We start from the raw sequence: 21,032 nt of genomic DNA, 5'->3' as shown, positions 1-21,032 counted from the left end.
GGTTTCATGCAGCCGAACGATCTCGACCGCATCGCTCGACAGATCCGCCTGCGCGATCTGCAAGCGGTTTTCGAAGCCGGCGCCGGCCATATCGGCGGGGAAATGTCCGCCATCGACATTCTGACCGCGCTCTACTTCCGCGTCCTGCGGGTCTGGCCGGATCAGCCGAAGCATCCCGACCGCGATCGCTTCGTGCTGTCGAAGGGCCATGTCGCCCTGGCGCTCTACGTGACGCTGGCCAAGCGCGGCTTCATCCCGGAGGAGGAGATCAGCACCTTCCTGAAGCCGCATTCGCGCCTCAACGGCCACCCCAACTGCAACAAGGTGCCAGGCGTCGAGACCAACACCGGCCCGCTCGGCCATGGCCTGCCGGTCGCCGTCGGCATGGCGAAGGCGGCGAAGCTGACGGGCGCGCGCTACCACACCTATGTCATGACCGGTGACGGCGAGATGCAGGAAGGCTCGAACTGGGAAGCCATCGCCTCGGCCGCACAATTCGGCCTCGACAACCTGACGCTCATCATCGACCACAATCGCTTCCAGCAGGGCGCCTCGCTGAAGGATACCAACAATCTCGCCCCCTTCCCGGCCAAGCTGTCGGCTTTCGGCTGGGATGTCACGGAGATCAACGGCAACGTGATGGACGAAATCGTTCCGGCGCTGGAAAAGCGTGGCGAACGCCCGCACTGCATCGTCGCCCACACCAACAAGGGCCACGGCATCTCCTTCATGCAGGACACCGTGGACTGGCACCACAAGGTGCCGAATGCCGAACAGTACAAGATCGCCGTGGCCGAACTTTCGGAGGCGCTGTGATGAATGCCGTGACCCCTGCCCCCAAGCTCCACGATTGCCGCGACGCCTTCGTGGCCGTGCTGGAGCGTCTCGGCGCCGACAATTCCAGGATCGTGGCGGTCTGCAACGATTCGGTCGGGTCCTCGAAGCTCGGCGGCTTCAAGGCGAAATGGCCGGAGCGGCTGGTCAATGTCGGCATTGCCGAACAGAACATGGTCGGCGTCGGCGCCGGCCTGGCGAACGGCGGGCTCCTGCCCTTCGTCTGTGGCGCCGCCTGCTTCCTGACCGGCCGCTCGCTGGAACAGATCAAGGCGGACATCGCCTATTCGAACGCCAATGTGAAGCTGGTCGGCATCTCTTCCGGCATGGCCTATGGCGAGCTCGGACCGACGCATCACTCCATCGAGGATTTCGCCTGGACCCGCGTGCTGCCGAACCTTCCGGTCGTCGCACCCTGCGACTCGATCGAAACCGCCGCCGCCGTGGAATGGGCTGCAGGCCATGACGGTCCGGTGTTCCTGCGCCTGTCGCGTGTCGGCGTTCCCGATCTGCTGCCGGCCGGCCACACGTTCGAGCTCGGCAAGGCCAATCTGCTGCGCGACGGCGACGCGATCACCCTGATTGCCAACGGCACCGTGACCCACCGCATGATGAAGGCCGCCGATATTCTCGCCGGCAAGGGCATCGAGGCACGCGTCCTCAACATGGCGACCGTCCGGCCGCTCGATGTCGAGGCCATTTCGGCGGCAGCGCGCGACACCGGCGCCATCCTGACGGCGGAAGAACATTCGACCATCGGCGGGCTGGGTTCGGCAATCGCGGAATTCGTCGTTTCCGACGCCCCGGTGCCGATGAAGATCCTCGGCGTGCCGGGCATCTTCGCGCCCACCGGATCGGCCGAATTCCTGCTGGACGAATTCGGCATGTCGCCTGCCGCAATCGCCGAGGCGGCGGTTGCATTGATTGCACGAAAGTCTTCCCGCGCATGAGCGTGCGCGTTTAGATTTCGTGCCGGGCGCGGCAAGTCCTCCCGTTCGCCGCGCCCCCTATTTCCGCTTTCCGGAGCTGCCATGACGACCGCCATTCTCGCCATCGACCAGGGCACCACCAACTCCAAGGCCGTGCTCGTGTCCACGACCGGCGACATCCTGTCGCGCGGCGCCTCTCCGGTTGGCATCGAACACCCGCAACCCGGCTGGGTGGAGCAGAGCCCGCTGCGCCTGTGGCAATCCGTATGCGAGGCCATCGCCGCCTGCCTGCAGGCGGGCCCCGCCGTCGACATCCTCGGGATCGCCGTTTCCAACCAGCGCGAATCCGTCACCGTCTGGGATGCCGAAACCGGAGAGCCGCTCGGCCCGGTGGTCAGCTGGCAGTGCCGCCGCAGCACGGCAGCCTGTGCCGAACTGATCGCCGCAGGCCATGCGCCCCGCGTGCAGGCGCTCACCGGCCTGCCGATCGATCCGATGTTCCCCGGCCCCAAGATGAAGTGGCTGCTCGATCGAGTGCCGGCGGGTCGGAAGGCGCGGCTCGGCACGATCGATGCCTGGCTGATCCATTGCTTCACCGGCGGCGCCGTCCATGCCTGCGATGCCGCCAATGCCGCACGCAGCCAGCTCTTCGACCTGAACCGGAAGTCCTGGAGCGACGAACTCTGCGACTTGTTCGGCGTCGGAAAGTCCGCCCTGCCCGAGGTGCGCGACAGCGCCTCGCGCTTCGGCGTGACAAAGAACGTTCCGGGCCTGAAAGACGGAACCCCGATCGCGTCCGCCATCGGCGACAGCCATGCCGCCCTGTTCGGCCACGGCGCCTTCAACCCCGGCGACAGCAAGGTCACCTTCGGCACCGGCTCGTCGATCATGACGACGCTTCCAGGCTTCATCCCCCCGCAGCAGGGCATCACCACGACGATCGCCTGGTCGATCGACGGGCGGCCGACCTATGCCTTCGAGGGCAACATCCTCGTCTCGGCCGCGGCCCTGCCCTGGATGGCCGGGATGCTTGGCCTGCCGGACGTGCAGGCGCTGACCGATCTCGCCGCCACCGCCGAGCCGGGCGGTCCCGGTTTCGTGCCGGCCTTCGTCGGCCTCGGCGCGCCCTACTGGCAGGCCGATGCGCGGGCGCTGTTCTCGGGCATCACCTTCAACACCACCCGCGCGCAGATGGCCCGCGCCGTGACTGATTCCATGGCCTTCCAGGTTCACGACGTCTTCAAGGCCATGTCGGCGCAATCGCCGACGCCGCTCGGTCGTCTCTATGCCGATGGCGGCCCGAGCCAGAACACCTTCCTCATGCAATGCATCGCCGACACGCTGGACCACGTCATCACCCAATGCGATGCGCCCGAAGCCTCGGCGCTGGGAGCTGCCTACCTCGCCGGCCTGTCCCTCGGCGTCTGGCCGGATCTGGCCGCCATCGCCGCCCTGCCGCGCACCGGCAATCCCATCCTGCCGCGCGCCGGAGACGCTGCGGATCGCCTCCTCGTCTGGAGGGATGCAATCTACCGCTCGACCGTTCCGGGTCCTTCCACTATGAGTGAATAAAAATTCACTACGGAGAACCCCATGGGACGGCTCAACGAGCTGCGACTGATCGCCCGCATCGCCCAGATGTATCATATCGAAGGCAGGCGGCAGGCCGAGATCGCAGAGATCATGCACATGTCGCAGGCGACGGTTTCGCGCATGCTGAAGAGGGCCGAGCAGGAGGACATCGTCCGCACGACGGTGATCCCGCCGGCCGGCACCTTCGCCGAGCTCGAAACGGCGCTGCGCGGGCGCTACGGTCTGACGGAGGCGATCGTCATCGACTGTTCGGAAGACCGCGACGGCGCGATCATGGCCCGCATCGGCGAGGCGGCCGCCCATTTCCTCGAGGTCACGCTGCAACAGGACGAGATCATCGGCGTCTCGAGCTGGAGCCAGACCATCCTGCGCATGGTGGACAACATCCACCCGCTCAAGAACGCCAAGGCCAAATACATCGTCCAGATTCTCGGCGGCATGGGCGACGCCTCGGTCCAGACCCATGCCACCCAGCTGACGGCGCGCCTGGCAAAGCTCACCGGCGGCGAGCCGCGGCTGCTGCTCGTGCAAGGCATCACCTCGTCCCGCGAGGCCAAGCTCGTCATGCTGGCCGACCCGGTCGTGCGCGAAACCATGGACCTGTTCGGCCGCCTCAGCCTCGCCATCATCGGCGTCGGCGCGGTGGAGCCGTCCGAGCTCCTGGCGCGCTCCGGCAACACGTTCTCCCGCCAGGAAATGGCGATGCTGCACGAGGCCGGCGCCGTCGGCGAGATCTCCTACCGGTTCTACGACAAGGACGGCAGACCGGTGGAGACCCCGCTCAACGAGCGGGTCATCGGCATCTCGCTGGAAGACCTGCGCAAGACCGACCGCGTCATCGCCCTTGCGGGCGGGGAATCGAAGACAGAGGCCATCGCCGGCGCCCTGAAACTGGGCATCATCGATGTGCTCGTCACCGACAAGTTCACGGCAGCTCGGCTCACGGCCTGATCCATTCCGGACCGGTCCTCGGCCTGCTGCGCACTATGGAGAGAAGACCATGAGACGTTTTGCAGGCCAGACGGTTTTCGTCACCGGGGGAAACAAGGGCATCGGGCGCGGCATCGCCAGGCGCTTCGCCGAGGAAGGCGCGAAAGTTGCCATCGCGGCGATCGAAAAGGACACGCCGGCCGCAGCCGATGCGCTCGCCGCGGACACCGGTGCCGAGGTGCTCGGCCTCGTGCTGGACGTGACGGATGCGGCGGCCGTGAAGGAAGCCTATGGCGAGGCCGAGGCCAGGCTCGGCGCGATCTCCGTCTCCGTCCAAAACGCCGGCGTCATCACCATCGCCAAGGTGCAGGACCTGACCGAGCGCGAATGGGACCTGAACCTCGACGTCAACACCAAGGGCGTCTTCCTCTGCTGCCAGGAGGCGATCCGCCGCTTTCGCGCCAGCGGCACGAAGGGCCGGCTGATCAACACCGCCTCCGGCCAGGCCCGCCAGGGCTTCATCTACACCCCGCACTACGCCGCCTCGAAATTCGGCGTCGTCGGCCTGACGCAGAGCCTGGCCAAGGAGCTTGCCCGCGAGGGCATCACCGCCAACGCCATTTGCCCCGGCATCATCCACACCGAGATGTGGGACTACAACGACCGCGTCTGGGGGCAGATGCTCGGGGAATACGGTCCCGGCGAACTGATGGCCGAGTGGGTCGAGGGCATTCCGATGGGCCGCGCCGGCACCCCGGCCGAAGTCGCCGCCCTCGTGGCATTCCTCGCCTCCGCCGACGCGGCCTACATCACCGGCCAGACGATCAACGTCGATGGCGGCCTGATCATGTCGTGATCCTGGAGGTGTGTCCGGCGAAGGAACCGTTCATAGACAAATGCGCTTTCCGCTCGACGTCTATCTCGACGAAGGGGCATGGCAAATGGCACATCCCGCCGTGCCCGTGCATTTGAAGGTCGGTGTGTGATATAAACTTGGATCCGGTCGCAGGTTTCAACCCGTCGCAAAGTAGCCGCGGATCATGGAGACTGTCGTTGCCCTTGGTCTGATCGTCTTCAAGGTCGCGTTTCTGATTGCGATCCTGCTGTTGCTGCCCTTGCCGCTGACCTGGCTGGAACGCAAGATCGCCGGGCACATCCAGCAGCGCATGGGGCCGATGCGGGTGGGGTGGCACGGCCTGCTGCAACCGGTGGCGGACGGCATCAAGCTCCTGACCAAGGAGGATCACATCCCCGCCGAGGCCGACCGGTTCCTGTTCAAGCTGGCGCCGATCCTGGCGCTCGCCCCGCCCTTCGTGGTGTTCGTCGCGATCCCCTTCGGCGAGAGCATTTCGGTCCGCGGCACCGAGATCACGCTATACCTCTCCGACATGAACGTGGCGCTTCTCTTCGTCATCGCGGTGATCGGCATCGAGGTCTACGGCGTCATCTTCGGTGGCTGGGCCGCCAACAGCAAATACGCCGTCCTCGGCAGCCTCAGGACCTGCGCGCAAATGATCAGCTACGAGATCCCCATGGGGTTTGCGGTGATCGGGGTGGTCATGCTGGCGCAATCCATGAGCCTGCTCGACATCGTGCGCGCGCAGGCCGATCTCTGGAACGTCGTCTACCAGCCGGTCGGCTTCTTCGTCTTCTTCGTTGCCGGGCTCGCCGAAGCGCAGCGCATTCCTTTCGACCTTTCGGAAGCGGAAGGCGATCTCGGCGCGGGGTTCCATACCGAATACAGCGGGATCCGCTTCGCGCTGTTCATGGTCAGCGAATACGTTATCATGCTGCTGGTGTCGGTCCTGACGGTGATCCTGTTCTTCGGCGGCTGGAACGGCGTGCTGATCCCCCTGCCGCCGCTCGTCTGGTTCGTCCTCAAGGTGGCGTTCTTCGTCTACCTGTTCATGTGGTTCCGCTTCACCTTCCCCCGCTACCGCTACGATCAGCTGATGGCGATCGGCTGGAAAGTCTTGCTTCCGCTGTCGTTGGCGAACATAATTATCACTGGTGTTGCTATCTCTTAGGAGCCGCAGCGGCTCCGGAACGGGGCGGCGATGTCGCGCGCACTGGACAGAGCTGGGACGTGGATCGGTTGGGCGTTTTTCGCCGATCTGGCGAATGGCCTCGCGCTGACGTTCGGCTACATGTTCTCCAGATCCGTGACCATGCAGTATCCGGACAAGGAGAAATGGCTCCCCTATGCGCGCTACCGCGGGCACCATTTCCTCAAGCGCGACGAAGCGGGCGAGATCAAATGCGTCGCCTGCGAACTCTGCGCGCGGATCTGTCCCTGCGACTGCATCGAGGTGGTCCCCTACGAGGACGAGAACGGCAATCGTCATCCGGCGAAGTTCGAGATCGACACGGCCCGGTGCCTGTTCTGTGGGCTTTGCGAGGACGCCTGCCCGGCAGACGCCATCGCGCTTGGCCAGCAATACGAATTCTCCAGCTTCTCCTCCCGCGACCTCGTGATCGGTCGCGACGACCTGCTCGCCAAGCCGGGCAAGGCGGCGACCGGCGGCGGCGTGGTCGCCGCGCGCCTGAACACGCAAAAGGACGTGCTGGTCGAGACGAACGAGCCGCGGGGCTACAACTGGTGGCGGAATATCAGACGCACATGAACGCGCGCACACCCGGACCGGGCGCGCAGACAGGAGGCACGGATGCTCGTCTACCAAATCCTGAAGGGCAAGTCGCCCGAGGTCATCTCGGTCAGTCCGGACCAGACGATGCTGGAAGTGCTGCGGCTGTTTCGCGACAACAACATCGGCTTCGTGGTCGTCGGCCGGTCCCGGGGGGAATGCCTGGGGACGGTATCGGAACGGGACTGCTGCAATGCCGTCGCCAGATACGGAACCGAGGCTCCGCTGATGCGGGTCGCAGACATCATGAACCTCAACGTCGCGACCTGTTCGCCGCAGGACATACTGCCGGTGGCGATGGCCATCATGACCGAGCGCCGCACGCGCCACGTGCTGGTCATGGACGGCGACGCCCTTGCCGGCATCGTCAGCATCGGCGACGTGGTCAAGCACCGGCTGGAGGAGGCGATGCGCACGGAGCAGGACCTGCACGACTACATTTCCGGAACCTACTATCACTGACGGCGGCCGGACCGGTCAGGAGGGGCCGCCGGGCAGGCCCTGAGCGAAATCCTGCGCTCCGGCCCCCAGGCCCGCGATCGGGACGACCCCGACAGCACCGGGCGCCCTTTCAACCTCCACCGGACAGGGATACTCGCCGCGCCGCATCAGGCTGTTGAGGCGCAGGGCCCTGTAGTTCTCGGGAACGAAGACGAGCCCCTTGGGAAAACGCCTGTTGAGCTTCAGCTTCGCCGTCAGTTCCCCTTGCGCGGATCGCACGACCACCTGGTCGCCATCCAGGAGGGCCCGCTCCGCGGCATCCTGCGCCCCCATCTCCACATAGGGGTCGTCGGCGACCGTGTTGAGGATCTCCGAATGCCCGGTCAGATATCCGTTGTGGAACAGGCCGTTGCCGACGATCAGCATCAGCCGGCCGGTAACTGCAGGCGCCGGCGGCGGGGCGAAGAACCGCAGGGCCGGTTCTGTCCGGCCCGCCCTGGTAAAGGCGCCGTCGCGGCCAAGCCCGTCCTGGGTGAGCCCCTCGTAGGCGGGCACCAGCCGGGCGATCTCGTCGAAGATTTCGCCCTGCGTCGATGGCTGCGGCACCTGGTCGTGGAGCGCCGCGACGAAGTCGAAGATCGCCAGGTTGCCCCGTGCCTCGAAGGCAGGCTCGCGGAACTTGCGCACCATCTGGATCCGGCCCTCGTTGTTGGTGAAGGTGCCCGGTTCCTCGCCGTAGCTCGCTGCGGGCAGAACCACGTCCGCCAGCCCCGCCGTATCGGTGAGGAAGGCGTCCTGGACGATCAGGAGTTCCGCCGCCGCAAGCGCCCGCTGCACGAAATGCCGGTCGGGATAGCACATCAGGGGATCGCTTCCGACGACGTAGAGCGCGCCCATTTTGCCGTTGTCGCAGAGGTCCAGCATCGCGTCGAAATCCGCACCCGGTTCGGACGGGATTGCGACGCCCCAGGCCCGCTCGAACGCCGCGTGCGCCGCATTGTCGCCGATGTCGCGCAATCCCGGCAGCGCGGAGGGCAGGACGCCCATGTCCCATGCGCCCAGCTGGTTGGCGCGGTCGAAAAGGAACTGTATCGCCGGCGCCTTGCCGAGGGTGCGGAGCACCTGCAGGCAGTTGCTGATCTGCTCCAGCGTCGCGCGCGCCGATGGCGCCCTCAGGATGTCGGCGCTGACAAGCAGGGTGACGCTCCCGCCATCTGTGAGCGCGGTCGCCAGGCGGTCGAGTTGGTCGCCGCCGGCGGCCATGGTCGGTCCGCTGCCCGGCTCGCCGATCATGGCGGCGACGTCGCCAGAAAGGGCCGGGCCGGCCGCGGCCGCGAGACGGGCCACCACCGCGCCGAGGGCCGCCGCCTCGCCGCCAGGGGGTACGCGAACCACCGCGCGGGCATCGGCGTCCAGACGGGACGGCCGCGCCGAAAGCATCAGCAACCCGGCCTGCCGCCGCCGCGCGGCGTCGCGCAGCAGGTATTCGGTGACGGGGTTCTCCTCGGTCACGTTGCCGCCCACGACCAGCACGCAGTCCCTGCCGATCAGTTCCTCGAGCGGCGCGCGGGCATAGTGACCCGCCACCAGCGGAGCAAGCGTGTCGACCGGGGTGGACCAGCGCGACGAGCAGTCGATGCTGTTGGTGCGGAATACGGTCCGCATCAGCTTCTGGAACTGGTAGAGCGCCTCGTTCGGCAGCCGCGGCGAGGCCAGCCCGCCGCAAGCCTTGCTTTCGACGGCCGGCAGGCGCTGGCGCAGATACGCGCCGGCCTCCTCCCAGGACACCGGAACGAGCGCGCCGTCGCGGCGGATCATCGGCCGCTTGATCCGAGCCGAGCCATCGATGAAGTCGAGGCCGAAGCGGCCGCGCACGCAGAGCGTCTCGCGGTTCATCCCGTGTTCCCAATCCGAGCGGACCCGCATGAACTCGCCCTTGCGCGCACCGACGGTGAGCTGGCAGCCGGTGCCGCAATGGGGGCAGATCGTATCGGTCTCGGCGAGGTCCCAGGGCCGCGCCTTGTAGCGGTAGGGGAAGCTCATCAGCGCTCCGACCGGGCAGACCTCGATGCAGTTGCCGCACTGGTCGCAGCTCGCCAGGCTGCCTTCGAAGCCGGTGACGGCCGTGTCCATGCCCTTTTCGACCGTGCCCAGCGCGACGGCGCCGACGACCTCCTCGCACATCCGCACGCAACGCTGGCACTGGATGCAGCGGTTGACGTTCATGATGACGACCGGGCTGAGGCGAATGTCCTTCGAGTGGAACACGCGCTTGGAATCGTGGAAGCCGCTTCTCCGGGGCCCGTAGGCCATCACCATGTCCTGCAGCTCGCATTCGCCGCCCTTGTCGCAGATCGGACAGTCGAGCGGGTGGTTTGCGAGCAGCATGTCGAGCATGGAGGCGCGCGTCTCCTCGATCAGCGGCGTGTTCGTCCGCACTACCATCCCGTCGGTGACGGCCGTGGCGCAGGACGGCTGCAACCGCCGCAGCCCCTCGATCTCCACCAGGCACATGCGGCAGGAGGCGAGCGGCGGCAGCCGCTTCATGTAGCAGAAGGTCGGGACCGCGATGCCCAGCCGTTCGGCGGCCTGGAGCACGGTCGATCCGGCCTCAACCTCCAGCGTCTGTCCGTCGATCGTGATGTTGACCATGCCTCCCTCGCAGCTCCGGCTCTTCAGTGAAACGGGCACCTGTGCTCCTCGATATGGGCGGCGAACTCGTCGCGGAAATGCGCCAGCGCTGCCCGCAAACCCATGGCGGCGCCATCGCCCAGGGCACAGAACGTGTTGCCGAAAATGCCCTTGCAGAGCCCGTCCAGCTGCTCCAGATCGCCCGGCTCGCCCTCCCCTGCCTCGATCCGGCGCATCACCTTCACGGCCCAGTTCAGTCCCTCCCGGCACGGCGTGCACTTGCCGCACGACTCGTGATGGAAGAACTCGACGATCCGGGTGGCCACCTTGACCATGCAGGTCGTATCGTCGATCACGACGACGCCGGCCGAGCCGAGCATGGAGCCCACGGCAGCGAGCGAATCGAAATCCATGCTCACGTCCAGCCCGCGCTCCGGGATCACCGGCGCCGAGACCCCGCCCGGGATCACCGCCTTGATCCGGCGTCCCGGAAGGGCGCCGCCGGCGTGCTCCTCGACCAGTTCGCGCAGCGGTATTCCCATCGGCAGCTCGTAGAGGCCGGGTTTTCGTACCTGGCCGCTCAGGCAATAGAGCTTCGGGCCGGGGCTCTTGGCCGGGCCGATATTTCGAAACCAGTCCGCCCCCCGCACGACGATGTGCGGCACGCAGGCGAGCGTCTCGACATTGTTGATCACGGTCGGGCTGGCATAGAGCCCGGCAACGGCCGGGAACGGCGGCTTGAGCCGCGGTTGCGCCCGCCTGCCCTCGAGCGATTCGAGCATCGCGGTCTCTTCGCCGCAGATATAGGCGCCGGCGCCGCAATGGATGTGCACGGCGAAGGCGAAGTCCGTACCGAGAATGCCCGTGCCGAGATACCCCTTCGCCTGCGCCTCGGCGATCGCCTGCTCGAGGCGACGGATCGCTGTCACATATTCCCCGCGGACATAGACATAGGCGGTCTTGGCCCCGATCGCATAGGCGCTGACCGCCAGCCCCTCGATGAGCTGGTGCGGGTCGCGCTCCATGATGATCCGGTCCTTGAAGGTGCCGGGTTCTCCCTCGTCGGCGTTGCAGCACAGATACTTCGGCTTGTCGGCGCGCTTGGGCACGAAGCTCCACTTCATGCCCGTCGGGAAGCCCGCGCCACCGCGACCGCGCAGGTTGGACTGCTTGACGAGCTCGACCACGTCGTCCGGCGAGAATTCGCGCAACACCTTCGCCAGCGCCCGGTAGCCGCCGCCGGCCTCGTAGGTCGACAGCAGGTGACTGTCCGGCACGTCGATGTTTTTGAGGAGAACCGGCTCGAACATGGCGCTATTCTCCCGGTGATGGCGCGGATGCGGGGTCGACGGTCGCCAACCGCCCGGCATCCGCCCGAAGGCTTCCCAGGAGCGCGTCCAGCCGTGCGGCATCGAGGTTGCCGTGATAGTCGTCGCCGACCTGCATCACCGGCGCCATCTCGCAGGCACCGAGGCACTCGACGGTCGAAATCGTGAACAGCCCGTCCGGAGTGGTCTCGCCCTTGCTGATCCCGAGCACCGTTTCCATGTGCGCCAACAGGCGCTCGGCCCCGCACAGCATGCAGGCGATATTGTCGCAGAGCTGCAGGTGGTACCGGCCCACCGGTTCGGTATGGAACAGCGTGTAGAAGGTGGCGAGCTCATAGACCCAGATCCGCTCGACGCCGAGGATGTCGGCCACCTCCTCCAGCACCGGGCCGGGCAGATGCCCATGCGCCTTCTGCGCGATCAGCAGCGCGGGCATGATCGCCGAGCGCCGGTCGGGATACCGCGCCGCCGCCGTCTCGATCTGTTCGCGCATGCCCATCGCGTTCAAACCTCCTCTACTTGTCCACCTCCGCCATCACCGGGTCGAGGCTGCCGAGCACGGCGATCATGTCGGCCAGGTAGCGGGCGTTGGATACGCCGAAGAGCGCCTGCAGGTTGACGAAGGACGGCGCCCGCACCTTCATGCGGAACGGCTTCGGCGATCCGTCGCTGATGATGTAGAACCCCAGCTCCCCCTTCGGCGCTTCGATTGCGGAATAGACTTCGCCCCTAGGCACGGCGAAGCCGTAGGCCGACAGGTCGAAATGCTGGATCAGCGCCTCCATCGAGCAGTGCACGCGCTCCTTGTCCACGGGGAAGGCGATCGTCGGCATGTCGACCTGGAACGGGCCTTCGGGCATCTGGTCGAGGCATTGCTCGATGATGCGGATGCTTTCGCGCATCTCCTCGACCCGGCAGCGCCAGCGGGCGTAGCAATCGCCTTCCGGGCGCGTGACGACGTTGAAATCGAGCCGGTCGTAGATCTCGTAGGGCTCGTCGCGCCGGATGTCCCAGTCGACGCCGGAGGCACGCAGGTTCGGGCCGCTCAGGCCGAGATCGACGGCGTCCTCGCCGGAGATCACGCCGATGCCTTCCGTGCGCTTGAGGAACACGCGGTTGTTCTCCAGCAGCCGTTCATAGTCGCGGATCCGGTTCGGGAAGATGTCGCAGAATTCCCGGATCTTGGGCAGGAACCCGTCCGGCAGGTCCTCGCGCACGCCGCCGACCCTGCAGAAGGAGGTGTGCATGCGCGCGCCGGTGATCATTTCAAGGAGGTCCATGATCATCTCGCGCTCGCGCATGGCGTAGAGCAGCGCGGTCATGGCGCCGAGGTCCATCGGCAGCGCGCCGGTGATCAGCAGGTGACCGGATATCCGCGCCAGCTCGGCCATCATGACGCGGATGTACTGCGCGCGGATCGGCGCCTCGATGCCGAGGAGCTTCTCCACCGCCAGCGCGAACGCCAGGTTGTTGGAGGGCGGACAGAGATAGTCGAGCCGGTCCGTCAGCGGGAAGATCTGGGTATAGGTGAAGCTCTCCGCCAGCTTCTCCGTGCCGCGGTGGAGGTAGCCAATATGCGGATCGACGCGCTCGACGTACTCGCCGTCCAGTTCGAGCACGAGCCGGAGAACCCCATGGGTGCTGGGGTGCTGCGGGCCGAGGTTGAGAAGCACTTCCCTGGTGTTCAGCGCTTCGCCTTCCGGCCTCTCGAGTTCGGTGACTTCGGTCATCTCAACGCTCCGGCGTCAAACGGCCTCCTTGCGGTATCTCCCGGGTGGCGAGGTCGGGCTCCGTCGGCGGCGGCCCCTCGGCCCCGAAGGGGTTCAGCTTGTCCCTGTAGCCGCGCAGGGGAAAATCCTTGCGCTGGGGAAAGCCTTCGAAGCCTTCCCACATGTAGATCCGGCGCAGATCGGGATGGCCCTCGAAGCGGATGCCGTACATGTCCCAAGCCTCGCGTTCGTGCCAGTTGGCGGTGCGCCAGACGCCCGTGACCGAGGGGATCCGCGGCGGATCACCCAGCCGGCACTTGATCCGGATGCGCCATTTGTTCGGCAGCGAATAGAGGTGGTACACCGCCTCGTAGCGCGGCGTTTCGGGATAGTGGTCGACCCCGCAGACGTCGGAGAGGAAATTGAACCGCAGCGCCGGATGCTCCTTCAGGAACCGGCAAAGCTCGACGATCATGCCGGGCGGCGCGGCGAAGGCATGGACCCCGTGCGAGAAGCCGAGCGCCTCGATGGCCTCCCCGAAGCGTTCCGCGATCAGGGTGCGGATGAGGGACATCTCCGCGCTCATGACGCTGCGACCCGGTCGGGCGGCGTTCCGGCCAGCGCGCGGGACCGCTTGATCTTCTCCTGAAGCAGCAGGAACCCGTGCATCAGCGCCTCGGGCCGCGGCGGACAGCCGGGCACATGCACGTCGACGGGCACGAAAGTCTCCGAGCCCTGCACCACGGCGTAGGTGTTGTAGACGCCGCCGGAAATGGCGCAGGTCCCCATGGCGATCACCCAGCGCGGCTCGGGCATCTGGTCGTAGAGCCGGCGCACGACGGGCGCGAACTTGCGGGTCACGGTACCGGCGATGATCATCACGTCGGACTGGCGCGGCGAAGGGCGGAACACCACGCCGAACCGGTCGAGATCATAGCGCGCGCATCCGGCCGAGATCATCTCGATGGCGCAGCAGGCGATACCGAAGGTCTCGGGCCACAAGGCCGACCGCCGGCTCCAGTTGATGACGCTGTCGGCCGTGGTGAAAAGAACGCTGTCTCGGATGGCGTTTCCTACTCCTCCCATTCCAGCGCTCCCTTCAGCCAGGCGTAGGCGAAGCCCACGAGAAGCAGCAGCATGAAGACGAACATCTCGACGTAGCCGACGAGCCCGATGTCTTTCAGGACGACGGCCCAGGGAAAGAGGAACATCGCCTCGACATCGAAGACCACCAACAGGATCGCGAGGATGAAGAACGGCACCCGGAAACGGCCGCCGGCAGCCTCACCTGCGGCATCCATGCCGCATTCGTAGGGGGCATTCTTTTCAGGATAGGGATTGGACGGGCGCAGCAGCGAGGAGACAAAAAGCGTCGCCAGCGCCACCAGAACGATTCCGGCGATCATGAAAAGTACCGGCAGGAATTCCATTGCAGCCATGGCCGTTCACCTTGGCTTTGCTCAGGCCGCGCTTCGGGACTGCTCGTGCTGTCGTCCCGGAGGAAGGGCCTTGGGCATCCTTTCCTGGCTTCAAGTCTATTCCGGCGGCCGGACCATTGCAAATCCAATCGATTAGCCGCCAAACACGGCGTTCTGGGCAAGCTGCAGAAACCACGCCGGAAACAGGCCGATGCCGATCGTGCCGGCGGCCGTCACGGCGAGCGTGGCGCGGACCATCGGCGGCAGAGCCGGTTCGAACGCCCTTGTCGGCTCGCGCATGTAGATCAGCATGACGATGCGGATGTAGAAATAGGCGGCGACGGCGCTCAAGAGCACTGCGATGACCGCCAGGACGACGAAGCCCCGCTCGACGAGCGCGACCAGCACGTAGAACTTGGCGAAGAACCCGGCCGTCGGCGGAATGCCGGCCAGCGAGAACAGATAGAGCAGCATCAGGAGCGCCAGCACGGCATGCGACCTGGCGAAACCGGCATAGTCCTCGATGACCTCACCGGAGAAGGCGCCGTTCCGCATCATGATGACGATGCCGAATATGCCGAGATTCATGAAGGCGTAGATCAAGAGGTAGAGCATCACGCTGGCGATCCCGTCCGCGCCGCCCGCCACGATGCCGAACAGCGCGAACCCCGCATGGGCGATGCTGGAATAGGCGAGCAGGCGCTTGAAGTTGTCCTGCACCAGCGCCACGAAGCTGCCGAGCGCCATCGTCACCACGGCGATCACGGCGACGACGATCCAGGCGTCCGAGCCGGCGACCAGCGGGTTGAGGAACACCCGCAGGATCACCGCGAAGCCCGCCGCCTTCGGTCCGACCGACATGAACGCGGTGATCGTCGTCGGCGCGCCCTCGTAGACATCCGGCACCCACATGTGGAACGGCACCGCGCCGACCTTGAAAACCAGGCCTGCGACGATGAAGACCACCGCCAGCAGCAATCCGGGATCGCGTGGATCGCCGGCCACCGCCGCGGCCATCGCGTCCAGTTGCGTCGTGCCGGTGAGACCATAGACCAGCGAGACGCCGTAGAGGAAAATCCCGGTCGAGACGGCACCCAGGATCACATATTTCAGCGCCGCCTCGTTCGACCGCCGCTCGTGCCGCAGGAAACCGGTCAGCACGTAGGTGCAGAGCACCGTCAGCTCGAGGCCCACATAGATCGACAGGAGATCCGTCGCCGAGGCCATGATCATCATCCCCGAGAGGGTGAAGAGCAGCAGGACATAGTATTCGCTGCTCCCGATCCCCTCGAGAGCGGCGTATCTGCGCGACAGCAGGAACGTCAGGAGCGTGGTCAGGTAGAAGATCGACTTGAAGAAGACGGAGAAGCTGTCGGCGACGAACATGCCGGCATAGGCCGTGCGGACCTCGCCCGCCGGCATCAGGGTCAAAAGAGCGGCAATCGCCACGACCGCGACGGAGGCCCAGAGGAGGACGTCCTCCCGTCGCTTCCGCACGAGCTGTCCGAGGATCAGCAGGATGCAGGCGCCGGTGATCACCACGATCTCGGGCAGGCTCGCCACGGCCGACTGGTAGAGCGTTGCCGCGTTCATCGGCCGGTCCCCTCAGCGTTGACCTGCACGAGCAGGTACCTCACCGAGGCGTCGGTGATGGCGAGAAAGGGCTTCGGATAGAGCCCGACCCAAAGCACGAAGACGGCCAGCGGCAGGATCGCCGCCATCTCGCGGGCGTTCACGTCGCGCATCTTGTATGGCGTGACCAGGCTCACCGGACCGAGCGCGACCTTGCCATACATGCCAAGCAGGTAGGCAGCGCCCAGCAAGGCGCCCAGGACGGCCATCGCGCCGAACGCCAGGTTGGCCGCAAATCCGCCGGACAGCACCAGCAGCTCGCCGACGAAGGAGTTCGTCCCCGGCAGCGCCATCGACGACAGGGTGAACAGCGCCAGAAACGAGGTGTAGACCGGCACGAGCTTCATCAGCCCGCCATAGTCGGCGATGCTGCGCGTGTGCGTCCGCTCGTAGATCAGGCCGACGAAGAGGAACAGCGCGCCCGTCGTCACGCCATGGTTGAACATCTGCAGGATGCCGCCCTGGAGCCCGCGGAGGTTCAGCGCGAAGATGCCGAGCGTCACGAAACCCATGTGGCTGATGCTGGAATAGGCCACCAGCTTCTTCAGGTCGTCCTGCGCCAGCGCCAGCAGCCCGCCATAGACGATCGCAAGCGCCGACAGCGCCAGCATCAGCGTCGAATAGTAGACCGACGCCTCCGGCAGCATCGGCAGCGAGAACCTCAAGAAGCCATAGGCGCCCATCTTCAGCAGCACGCCGGCGAGGATGATGCTGCCGGCGGTCGGCGCCTGCACATGGGCATCCGGCAGCCAGGTATGAACCGGCACCATCGGCACTTTGACGGCAAAGGCGACGAGGAAGGCGAAGAACAACCACGACTGGATCCCGAACGGCAGGTCCTGCGCCGTCAGGGCGAGGATATCGAAGGTCCGTCCGCCATGCCGGTAGAGCACGATGACGCCGACCAGGAACAGCAGGCTGCCGGCCAGCGTGTAGAGGAAGAACTTGAACGCCGCATAGATCCGGCCCTCTCCGCCCCAGATGCCGATGATCAGATACATCGGGATCAGCATCGCCTCCCAGCAGACGTAGAAGAGGAAGAGGTCGAGCGCGCAGAACACCCCGAGCATCAATGCCTGCATGGCGAGCAGGCTGACCATGAACGCCTTGACCCTGCTTTCGATCGCGACCCACGAGGCGAGCACGCAGACCGTGCCCAACAGCGCCGTCAGGAACACGAAGAGTGCGCTGATGCCGTCGACGCCGAGCGCAAAGGCGATCCCGAGCGCCGGCACCCACGGGTATCTTTCGGCAAACTGCATCGCATGGGTCGTGGTGTCGAAACCGGAGAGCATGGCGATGCAGAGCGCGAGGTCGAGGAGGGTGACGGCGAGCGCCGTCCACCGCACCGCGCCGTCGCTGCGCAGAACCATCAGGACCACGGCCCCGGCGGCGGGCACAAGGACAATGAGGCTGAGCAGCGGCAACCCCATCGCCGCTACCTCCAGGCCACGGCAAAGACGACGACGGCGGCGACGACGCCGGCGATCATCGCCAGTGCATAGTGGGTCACGACGCCGGTCTGCAGCCGCCGCAGCGCCCCGCCGCCGCGCAGGACCGAGCGGGCGACACCGTTCACGACGGCGTCGACGCCGCCGAGATCAAACCGCAACCCCAGCCGCGCCGCCCCATGCAGGAACGGCAGCACCACGGCCTCGGAGACGCTGCTCACCGCCTGTTCGTAGCGCGCAAGCGGTCGCTCGGCGAGCCACATGAAGGCGCGCGCCCCCTTGCGATAGAACCAGTCGGTGTCGAGGCTGATCGTGTTCTCCGGGTCGAGCGCCTTGAGGAACAGCACGAACCCCAGGGCCGTGAACATCAGGATTCCGAGGCTCTCGGTGACGTGCTGCCCGGTGTAGGGCTCGAAGGCGACCGGATAGGGAAGAAGCGCATAGAGCGGACCGGGGAACACCCCGATCGCGATGCAGAGCACCGCCGCCATGGCCATGGCGACCAGCATGTTGCGCGGCGGCTCGCGCGCCTGCAGCTTCCGGTCCGTGCCGAAGAACATGTAGTAGGGCAGCTTCAGCCCGGTGTGCAGGAACGTCCCCGACGAGGCCATCGTCAGCGCCAGCATCACCAGCGCGCGATGATCCTGTCCGGCCGCCGCCACCACCATCGATTTGGTGACGAAGCCGGAGAACAACGGGAAGGCCGAGATGGCAAGGGCGCCGACCATGTAGAGCGCCACCGTCCACGGCATGGTCCTGTAGAGCCCGCCGAGCTCGGTGAGCTTGCGCCGGCCGGTGACATAGATCACCGCGCCGGCCCCCATGAAGAGCAGCGCCTTGTAGAGGATATGCGCGAAGGCATGGCTGGTGGCCCCGTTCACCGCCAGTTCGGTGCCGATGCCGACGCCCGCCACCATGTAGCCCACCTGGCTGACGATGTGATAGGCGAGCAGCCGCCGACAGTCGTTTTCCAGCACCGCGTAGACGACGCCATAAAGCGCCATCACGGTGCCGAGCACCACCAGAAGCTCGGTGCCCGGGAACGCCCGCGCGAGCACATAGACGGCCGTCTTGGTGGTAAACGCGCTCATGAACACGGCGCCCGTGACGGTCGCCTCGGGATAGGCGTCCGTGAGCCAGGCATTGAGCGGCGGCACCGCCGCATTGAGCAGGAACCCGGCCATGATCAGGTAGGCGCCCAGGCCCATACCGCCTTCGATCGGGCCGCCTCCGATCGGGCCGCCTTCGATCGGACCGAAGAGCAGCGAGCCGGTGGCGAGCCCGTGCAGAACGATGCCGCCGAACAGGGCGAGGCCGCCGGTGATATGGACCATCAGATAGCGGAATCCGGCCCGGATCGCCTGCTCCCCGCCCTGCGCGAAGACCAGGTAGGCGGACGCGAACGCCATTGCCTCCCAGAACAGGTAGAGGGTCAGGTAGTCGCCGGCGAACACCACCCCGAGCGCGCTGCCGACATAGACGAAGGCCGCCACATGCTGGCCAGCAGCCGTTACGTGCAGCGCATAGACCATGCCGATCAGCGCCATGAGGGTGAAGACGGTGGCGAAGACGATGCTGAGCTTGTCGACCTTTGCGAAGAGAATGTCCTGGCCGGCGAAGCTTGCCGCACCGTAGGTGCCCGGCTGCAGCGTCAGCACGGCGAGGATCGCCAGCACCGGGATCAGCAGCAGGTAGGCGTTGCGGATCGCCCCCTTGAGGAAGGGGATCGGCAGGGCGCCGAGGATGAACAGCAGGCCCGGATCTACGAAGACATCAGTCATAATAGTCCTCGCGCCGCATCAGCCCGCCTTGGTGGCCAAGGAACTTGGAAACGAAGATCAGCAGCACGCAGGAGCCGAAGCCATAGGCGGCCGACCAGCCCGGCAGGCGCTCCCAGAGATATTCGGCGTGTTCGCGGGGAACGACGAAGTCTGCGGCGACGACCAGGACCAGCACCAGATAGAACAGCCGGCGGCGGAGCCGCGTCTGGGCCTCGTCACCAAAGAAGTCGACGATATGCCTGATCATCTGACCACTCCGTCCGCGAGCGTGAGAAAATAGCCGGGGAAGATCCCCATCAAGACCGAGAGCGCCGCGGTCGCCACCAGCGGGACGGCCACCATCGGAATCTCGCGAACCGGCGCCCGACCGTCCTGTGGCTCCGGCTGGAAGAAGGCGGCATAGCTGACCGGCAGGAAGTAGGCCGCGTTGAGGACCGAACTCGCCAGGAGCACGACCAGGAAGGCGACCTGCCCTCCCTCCACCGTTCCCTGCGCCAGATACCACTTGCTGACGAAACCGGCTGTCGGCGGGATCCCGATCATGCTCAGCGACGCGACGAAAAAGGCGCCCATCGTCCAGGGCAACCTGCGGCCGATGCCGGCCATGTCGCTGATGTTGCGTTTTCCCGACGCGCAATAGATCGAGCCGGCGCAAAAGAAGAGCGTGATCTTGGAGAAGGCGTGCGCGGCGATATGGATGATGCCGCCGACCATCGCGACCGGCGACACCAGAACCGCGCCCAGCACGATGTAGGAGAGCTGGCTCACCGTCGAATAGGCGAGCCTTGCCTTCAGGTCGTCCCGCGTCAGGGCGTAGACCGACGCCATCAGGATCGTGAACGAAACCAGGTAGGCGGTGGCGATGCCGAGACCGAGCCTGCCGACCAGCCCGACCCCGAAGACGTCGAACACCAGCCGCAGCACGCAGAACACGCCCATCTTGACCACGGCCACGGCATGCAGGAGCGCGCTCACCGGTGTCGGCGCCACCATGGCGGCAGGCAGCCAGGCGTGCATCGGCATGACGGCCGCCTTGGCGAAGCCGAACAGGTAGCAGAAGTAGACGGTCGCCAGCAGCGCCGGCGAGGCGTTGGCATCCGCCAGAAGCCCGCCCGGCACGAAGTCGAGCGAGCCTGCGATGGTGTAGGTCAGCGCCAGCGCCGCGAGAAGGACGCTCTTCGAGGCGCCCATCAGATAGACGAGGTACTTGCGGGCGCCCCTCCATCCCTCCTCGTCCTCGTGGTGATAGACGAGCGGGTAGGTCACGAGGCTCAGCACCTCGTAGAAGATGACCAGCGTGAACAGATTGGCGGCGAAGGCGCCGCCGACGGCTGCAGCGATGCTGGTGGCGAAACAGGCGAAGAAGCGGGTCTGTGCGTGCTCGTTCAGGTGCCGCATGTAGCCGATGGAGTAGATCGCAGCCAGCACCCACAGGAGCGACGACACCGTGGCGAACACCATGCCGAGCGCGTCGGCCCGGAACGCGAAGTCGATCCCCGGCAGGATCTCGAAAAGGCGCAGATCGACCGTCCCGCCTGAAAGCACCGTCGGCGCCATCGAGGCGACGATCGCAAGCAGGATGACCGCAGCGAGCGGCGAAACGGCGTCCCTCAGCGTTTCGCGGTTGCGCAGCACAAGGATGGCGAGCGCCGCCAGACCGGGAACGGCGACGGCAACAAGCGGCCGGATCGAAATCGCCGGGTCCAAGCC

Annotated in this window: 20 protein-coding genes; 8 read left to right on the top strand and 12 right to left on the bottom strand. The window is 66.1% G+C overall.

The genetic code is table 11. The annotated features are described in order from the left end of the window. Nucleotides 1–6: 6 nt before the first annotated feature. The 8 genes from P0086_RS09520 (at nucleotide 7) to P0086_RS09485 (ending at nucleotide 7,393) form a co-directional block, all read left to right on the top strand. Nucleotides 7–816 carry a transketolase gene (locus P0086_RS09520; RefSeq protein ID WP_162714926.1) on the top strand — a complete coding sequence of 270 codons (810 nt, stop codon included), beginning with the start codon at nucleotides 7–9 and terminating at the stop codon, nucleotides 814–816. After that, nucleotides 816–1,784 (top strand): transketolase family protein, encoded by a 969-nt coding sequence (locus P0086_RS09515; protein WP_148656342.1) that lies wholly within the window; start codon nucleotides 816–818, stop codon nucleotides 1,782–1,784. Before P0086_RS09520 ends, P0086_RS09515 begins: the two co-directional genes overlap by 1 nt. Nucleotides 1,785–1,865: 81 nt before the next feature. Continuing rightward, nucleotides 1,866–3,335, top strand: a complete 1,470-nt coding sequence (locus P0086_RS09510) for an FGGY-family carbohydrate kinase (RefSeq protein WP_275784940.1) — start codon at nucleotides 1,866–1,868, stop codon at nucleotides 3,333–3,335. A 21-nt stretch (nucleotides 3,336–3,356) separates the two neighbouring features. Continuing rightward, nucleotides 3,357–4,307, top strand: coding sequence for a sugar-binding transcriptional regulator (locus tag P0086_RS09505; protein ID WP_148190778.1), 951 nt, complete (start codon nucleotides 3,357–3,359; stop codon nucleotides 4,305–4,307). Between the two features lie 49 nt (nucleotides 4,308–4,356). Next, nucleotides 4,357–5,142 (top strand): SDR family oxidoreductase, encoded by a 786-nt coding sequence (locus P0086_RS09500; RefSeq protein WP_112597099.1) that lies wholly within the window; start codon nucleotides 4,357–4,359, stop codon nucleotides 5,140–5,142. Nucleotides 5,143–5,326: 184 nt separating this feature from the next. Further along, nucleotides 5,327–6,313: an NADH-quinone oxidoreductase subunit NuoH gene (nuoH, locus tag P0086_RS09495; protein WP_112597097.1), complete on the top strand. Its 987-nt coding sequence runs from the start codon at nucleotides 5,327–5,329 to the stop codon at nucleotides 6,311–6,313. A gap of 30 nt (nucleotides 6,314–6,343) precedes the next feature. Then, the gene (locus tag P0086_RS09490) at nucleotides 6,344–6,910 is read left to right on the top strand and encodes an NADH-quinone oxidoreductase subunit I (protein ID WP_112597096.1); all 567 of its coding nucleotides are present in this window, start codon (nucleotides 6,344–6,346) and stop codon (nucleotides 6,908–6,910) included. 42 nt (nucleotides 6,911–6,952) lie between these two features. After that, nucleotides 6,953–7,393 carry a CBS domain-containing protein gene (locus P0086_RS09485; protein WP_112607322.1) on the top strand — a complete coding sequence of 147 codons (441 nt, stop codon included), beginning with the start codon at nucleotides 6,953–6,955 and terminating at the stop codon, nucleotides 7,391–7,393. Nucleotides 7,394–7,408: 15 nt separating this feature from the next. On the opposite strand, the gene nuoG is transcribed toward P0086_RS09485, so the two are convergent. From nuoG to P0086_RS09425, 12 genes are all read right to left on the bottom strand, one after another. Further along, complete coding sequence (nuoG, locus tag P0086_RS09480) at nucleotides 7,409–10,024, bottom strand: NADH-quinone oxidoreductase subunit NuoG (RefSeq protein ID WP_275785265.1); 2,616 nt, start codon at nucleotides 10,022–10,024, stop codon at nucleotides 7,409–7,411. A gap of 23 nt (nucleotides 10,025–10,047) precedes the next feature. Further along, the gene (gene nuoF, locus P0086_RS09475) at nucleotides 10,048–11,313 is read right to left on the bottom strand and encodes an NADH-quinone oxidoreductase subunit NuoF (protein ID WP_275784935.1); all 1,266 of its coding nucleotides are present in this window, start codon (nucleotides 11,311–11,313) and stop codon (nucleotides 10,048–10,050) included. Between the two features lie 4 nt (nucleotides 11,314–11,317). Then, a complete protein-coding gene (gene nuoE, locus P0086_RS09470) occupies nucleotides 11,318–11,830 on the bottom strand; it encodes an NADH-quinone oxidoreductase subunit NuoE (protein ID WP_275784933.1) in 513 nt (170 codons plus the stop codon). 16 nt (nucleotides 11,831–11,846) lie between these two features. Continuing rightward, nucleotides 11,847–13,061 carry an NADH dehydrogenase (quinone) subunit D gene (gene nuoD, locus P0086_RS09465; RefSeq protein WP_112607314.1) on the bottom strand — a complete coding sequence of 405 codons (1,215 nt, stop codon included), beginning with the start codon at nucleotides 13,059–13,061 and terminating at the stop codon, nucleotides 11,847–11,849. A gap of 1 nt (nucleotide 13,062) precedes the next feature. Further along, nucleotides 13,063–13,626: an NADH-quinone oxidoreductase subunit C gene (locus P0086_RS09460; protein WP_275784931.1), complete on the bottom strand. Its 564-nt coding sequence runs from the start codon at nucleotides 13,624–13,626 to the stop codon at nucleotides 13,063–13,065. After that, on the bottom strand, nucleotides 13,623–14,126 hold the full coding sequence (locus P0086_RS09455) for an NADH-quinone oxidoreductase subunit B (RefSeq protein ID WP_112607310.1): 504 nt from the start codon (nucleotides 14,124–14,126) through the stop codon (nucleotides 13,623–13,625). The genes P0086_RS09460 and P0086_RS09455 overlap by 4 nt, the downstream gene beginning before the upstream one ends. Continuing rightward, complete coding sequence (locus P0086_RS09450) at nucleotides 14,114–14,479, bottom strand: NADH-quinone oxidoreductase subunit A (protein ID WP_112607308.1); 366 nt, start codon at nucleotides 14,477–14,479, stop codon at nucleotides 14,114–14,116. Before P0086_RS09450 ends, P0086_RS09455 begins: the two co-directional genes overlap by 13 nt. A gap of 132 nt (nucleotides 14,480–14,611) precedes the next feature. Continuing rightward, nucleotides 14,612–16,051: an NADH-quinone oxidoreductase subunit N gene (locus P0086_RS09445; RefSeq protein ID WP_275784924.1), complete on the bottom strand. Its 1,440-nt coding sequence runs from the start codon at nucleotides 16,049–16,051 to the stop codon at nucleotides 14,612–14,614. Continuing rightward, on the bottom strand, nucleotides 16,048–17,523 hold the full coding sequence (locus tag P0086_RS09440) for a NuoM family protein (protein WP_275784921.1): 1,476 nt from the start codon (nucleotides 17,521–17,523) through the stop codon (nucleotides 16,048–16,050). Before P0086_RS09440 ends, P0086_RS09445 begins: the two co-directional genes overlap by 4 nt. Nucleotides 17,524–17,528: 5 nt before the next feature. Further along, nucleotides 17,529–19,322 carry a Na(+)/H(+) antiporter subunit D gene (locus P0086_RS09435; RefSeq protein ID WP_275784918.1) on the bottom strand — a complete coding sequence of 598 codons (1,794 nt, stop codon included), beginning with the start codon at nucleotides 19,320–19,322 and terminating at the stop codon, nucleotides 17,529–17,531. Beyond that, nucleotides 19,315–19,569, bottom strand: coding sequence for a hypothetical protein (locus tag P0086_RS09430; protein ID WP_275784915.1), 255 nt, complete (start codon nucleotides 19,567–19,569; stop codon nucleotides 19,315–19,317). The genes P0086_RS09435 and P0086_RS09430 overlap by 8 nt, the downstream gene beginning before the upstream one ends. Next, entirely contained in the window at nucleotides 19,566–21,029 is a 1,464-nt protein-coding gene (locus tag P0086_RS09425; protein ID WP_275784913.1) for a monovalent cation/H+ antiporter subunit D family protein, read from the bottom strand. The genes P0086_RS09430 and P0086_RS09425 overlap by 4 nt, the downstream gene beginning before the upstream one ends. Nucleotides 21,030–21,032: the final 3 nt, after the last annotated feature.

It is taken from the genome of Mycoplana sp. MJR14, from assembly GCF_029210525.1.
GTDB lineage: Bacteria > Pseudomonadota > Alphaproteobacteria > Rhizobiales > Rhizobiaceae > Mycoplana.
This window is presented reverse-complemented; position numbering and strand designations above follow the sequence as displayed.

Bases quoted from the DNA above. Each gene is read 5' to 3' on its own strand.
- P0086_RS09485 (WP_112607322.1), top strand. From the start codon at position 6,953: ATGCTCGTCTACCAAATCCTGAAGGGCAAGTCGCCCGAGGTCATCTCG.
- nuoF (WP_275784935.1), bottom strand. From the start codon at position 11,313: ATGTTCGAGCCGGTTCTCCTCAAAAACATCGACGTGCCGGACAGTCAC.
- P0086_RS09455 (WP_112607310.1), bottom strand. From the start codon at position 14,126: ATGGGAGGAGTAGGAAACGCCATCCGAGACAGCGTTCTTTTCACCACG.
- P0086_RS09435 (WP_275784918.1), bottom strand. From the start codon at position 19,322: ATGACTGATGTCTTCGTAGATCCGGGCCTGCTGTTCATCCTCGGCGCC.
- P0086_RS09500 (WP_112597099.1), top strand. From the start codon at position 4,357: ATGAGACGTTTTGCAGGCCAGACGGTTTTCGTCACCGGGGGAAACAAG.
- P0086_RS09450 (WP_112607308.1), bottom strand. From the start codon at position 14,479: ATGGCTGCAATGGAATTCCTGCCGGTACTTTTCATGATCGCCGGAATC.
- nuoD (WP_112607314.1), bottom strand. From the start codon at position 13,061: ATGACCGAAGTCACCGAACTCGAGAGGCCGGAAGGCGAAGCGCTGAAC.
- nuoH (WP_112597097.1), top strand. From the start codon at position 5,327: ATGGAGACTGTCGTTGCCCTTGGTCTGATCGTCTTCAAGGTCGCGTTT.
- P0086_RS09430 (WP_275784915.1), bottom strand. From the start codon at position 19,569: ATGATCAGGCATATCGTCGACTTCTTTGGTGACGAGGCCCAGACGCGG.
- P0086_RS09505 (WP_148190778.1), top strand. From the start codon at position 3,357: ATGGGACGGCTCAACGAGCTGCGACTGATCGCCCGCATCGCCCAGATG.
- P0086_RS09460 (WP_275784931.1), bottom strand. From the start codon at position 13,626: ATGAGCGCGGAGATGTCCCTCATCCGCACCCTGATCGCGGAACGCTTC.
- nuoG (WP_275785265.1), bottom strand. From the start codon at position 10,024: ATGGTCAACATCACGATCGACGGACAGACGCTGGAGGTTGAGGCCGGA.
- nuoE (WP_275784933.1), bottom strand. From the start codon at position 11,830: ATGGGCATGCGCGAACAGATCGAGACGGCGGCGGCGCGGTATCCCGAC.
- P0086_RS09490 (WP_112597096.1), top strand. From the start codon at position 6,344: ATGTCGCGCGCACTGGACAGAGCTGGGACGTGGATCGGTTGGGCGTTT.
- P0086_RS09515 (WP_148656342.1), top strand. From the start codon at position 816: ATGAATGCCGTGACCCCTGCCCCCAAGCTCCACGATTGCCGCGACGCC.
- P0086_RS09510 (WP_275784940.1), top strand. From the start codon at position 1,866: ATGACGACCGCCATTCTCGCCATCGACCAGGGCACCACCAACTCCAAG.
- P0086_RS09445 (WP_275784924.1), bottom strand. From the start codon at position 16,051: ATGAACGCGGCAACGCTCTACCAGTCGGCCGTGGCGAGCCTGCCCGAG.
- P0086_RS09440 (WP_275784921.1), bottom strand. From the start codon at position 17,523: ATGGGGTTGCCGCTGCTCAGCCTCATTGTCCTTGTGCCCGCCGCCGGG.
- P0086_RS09520 (WP_162714926.1), top strand. From the start codon at position 7: ATGCAGCCGAACGATCTCGACCGCATCGCTCGACAGATCCGCCTGCGC.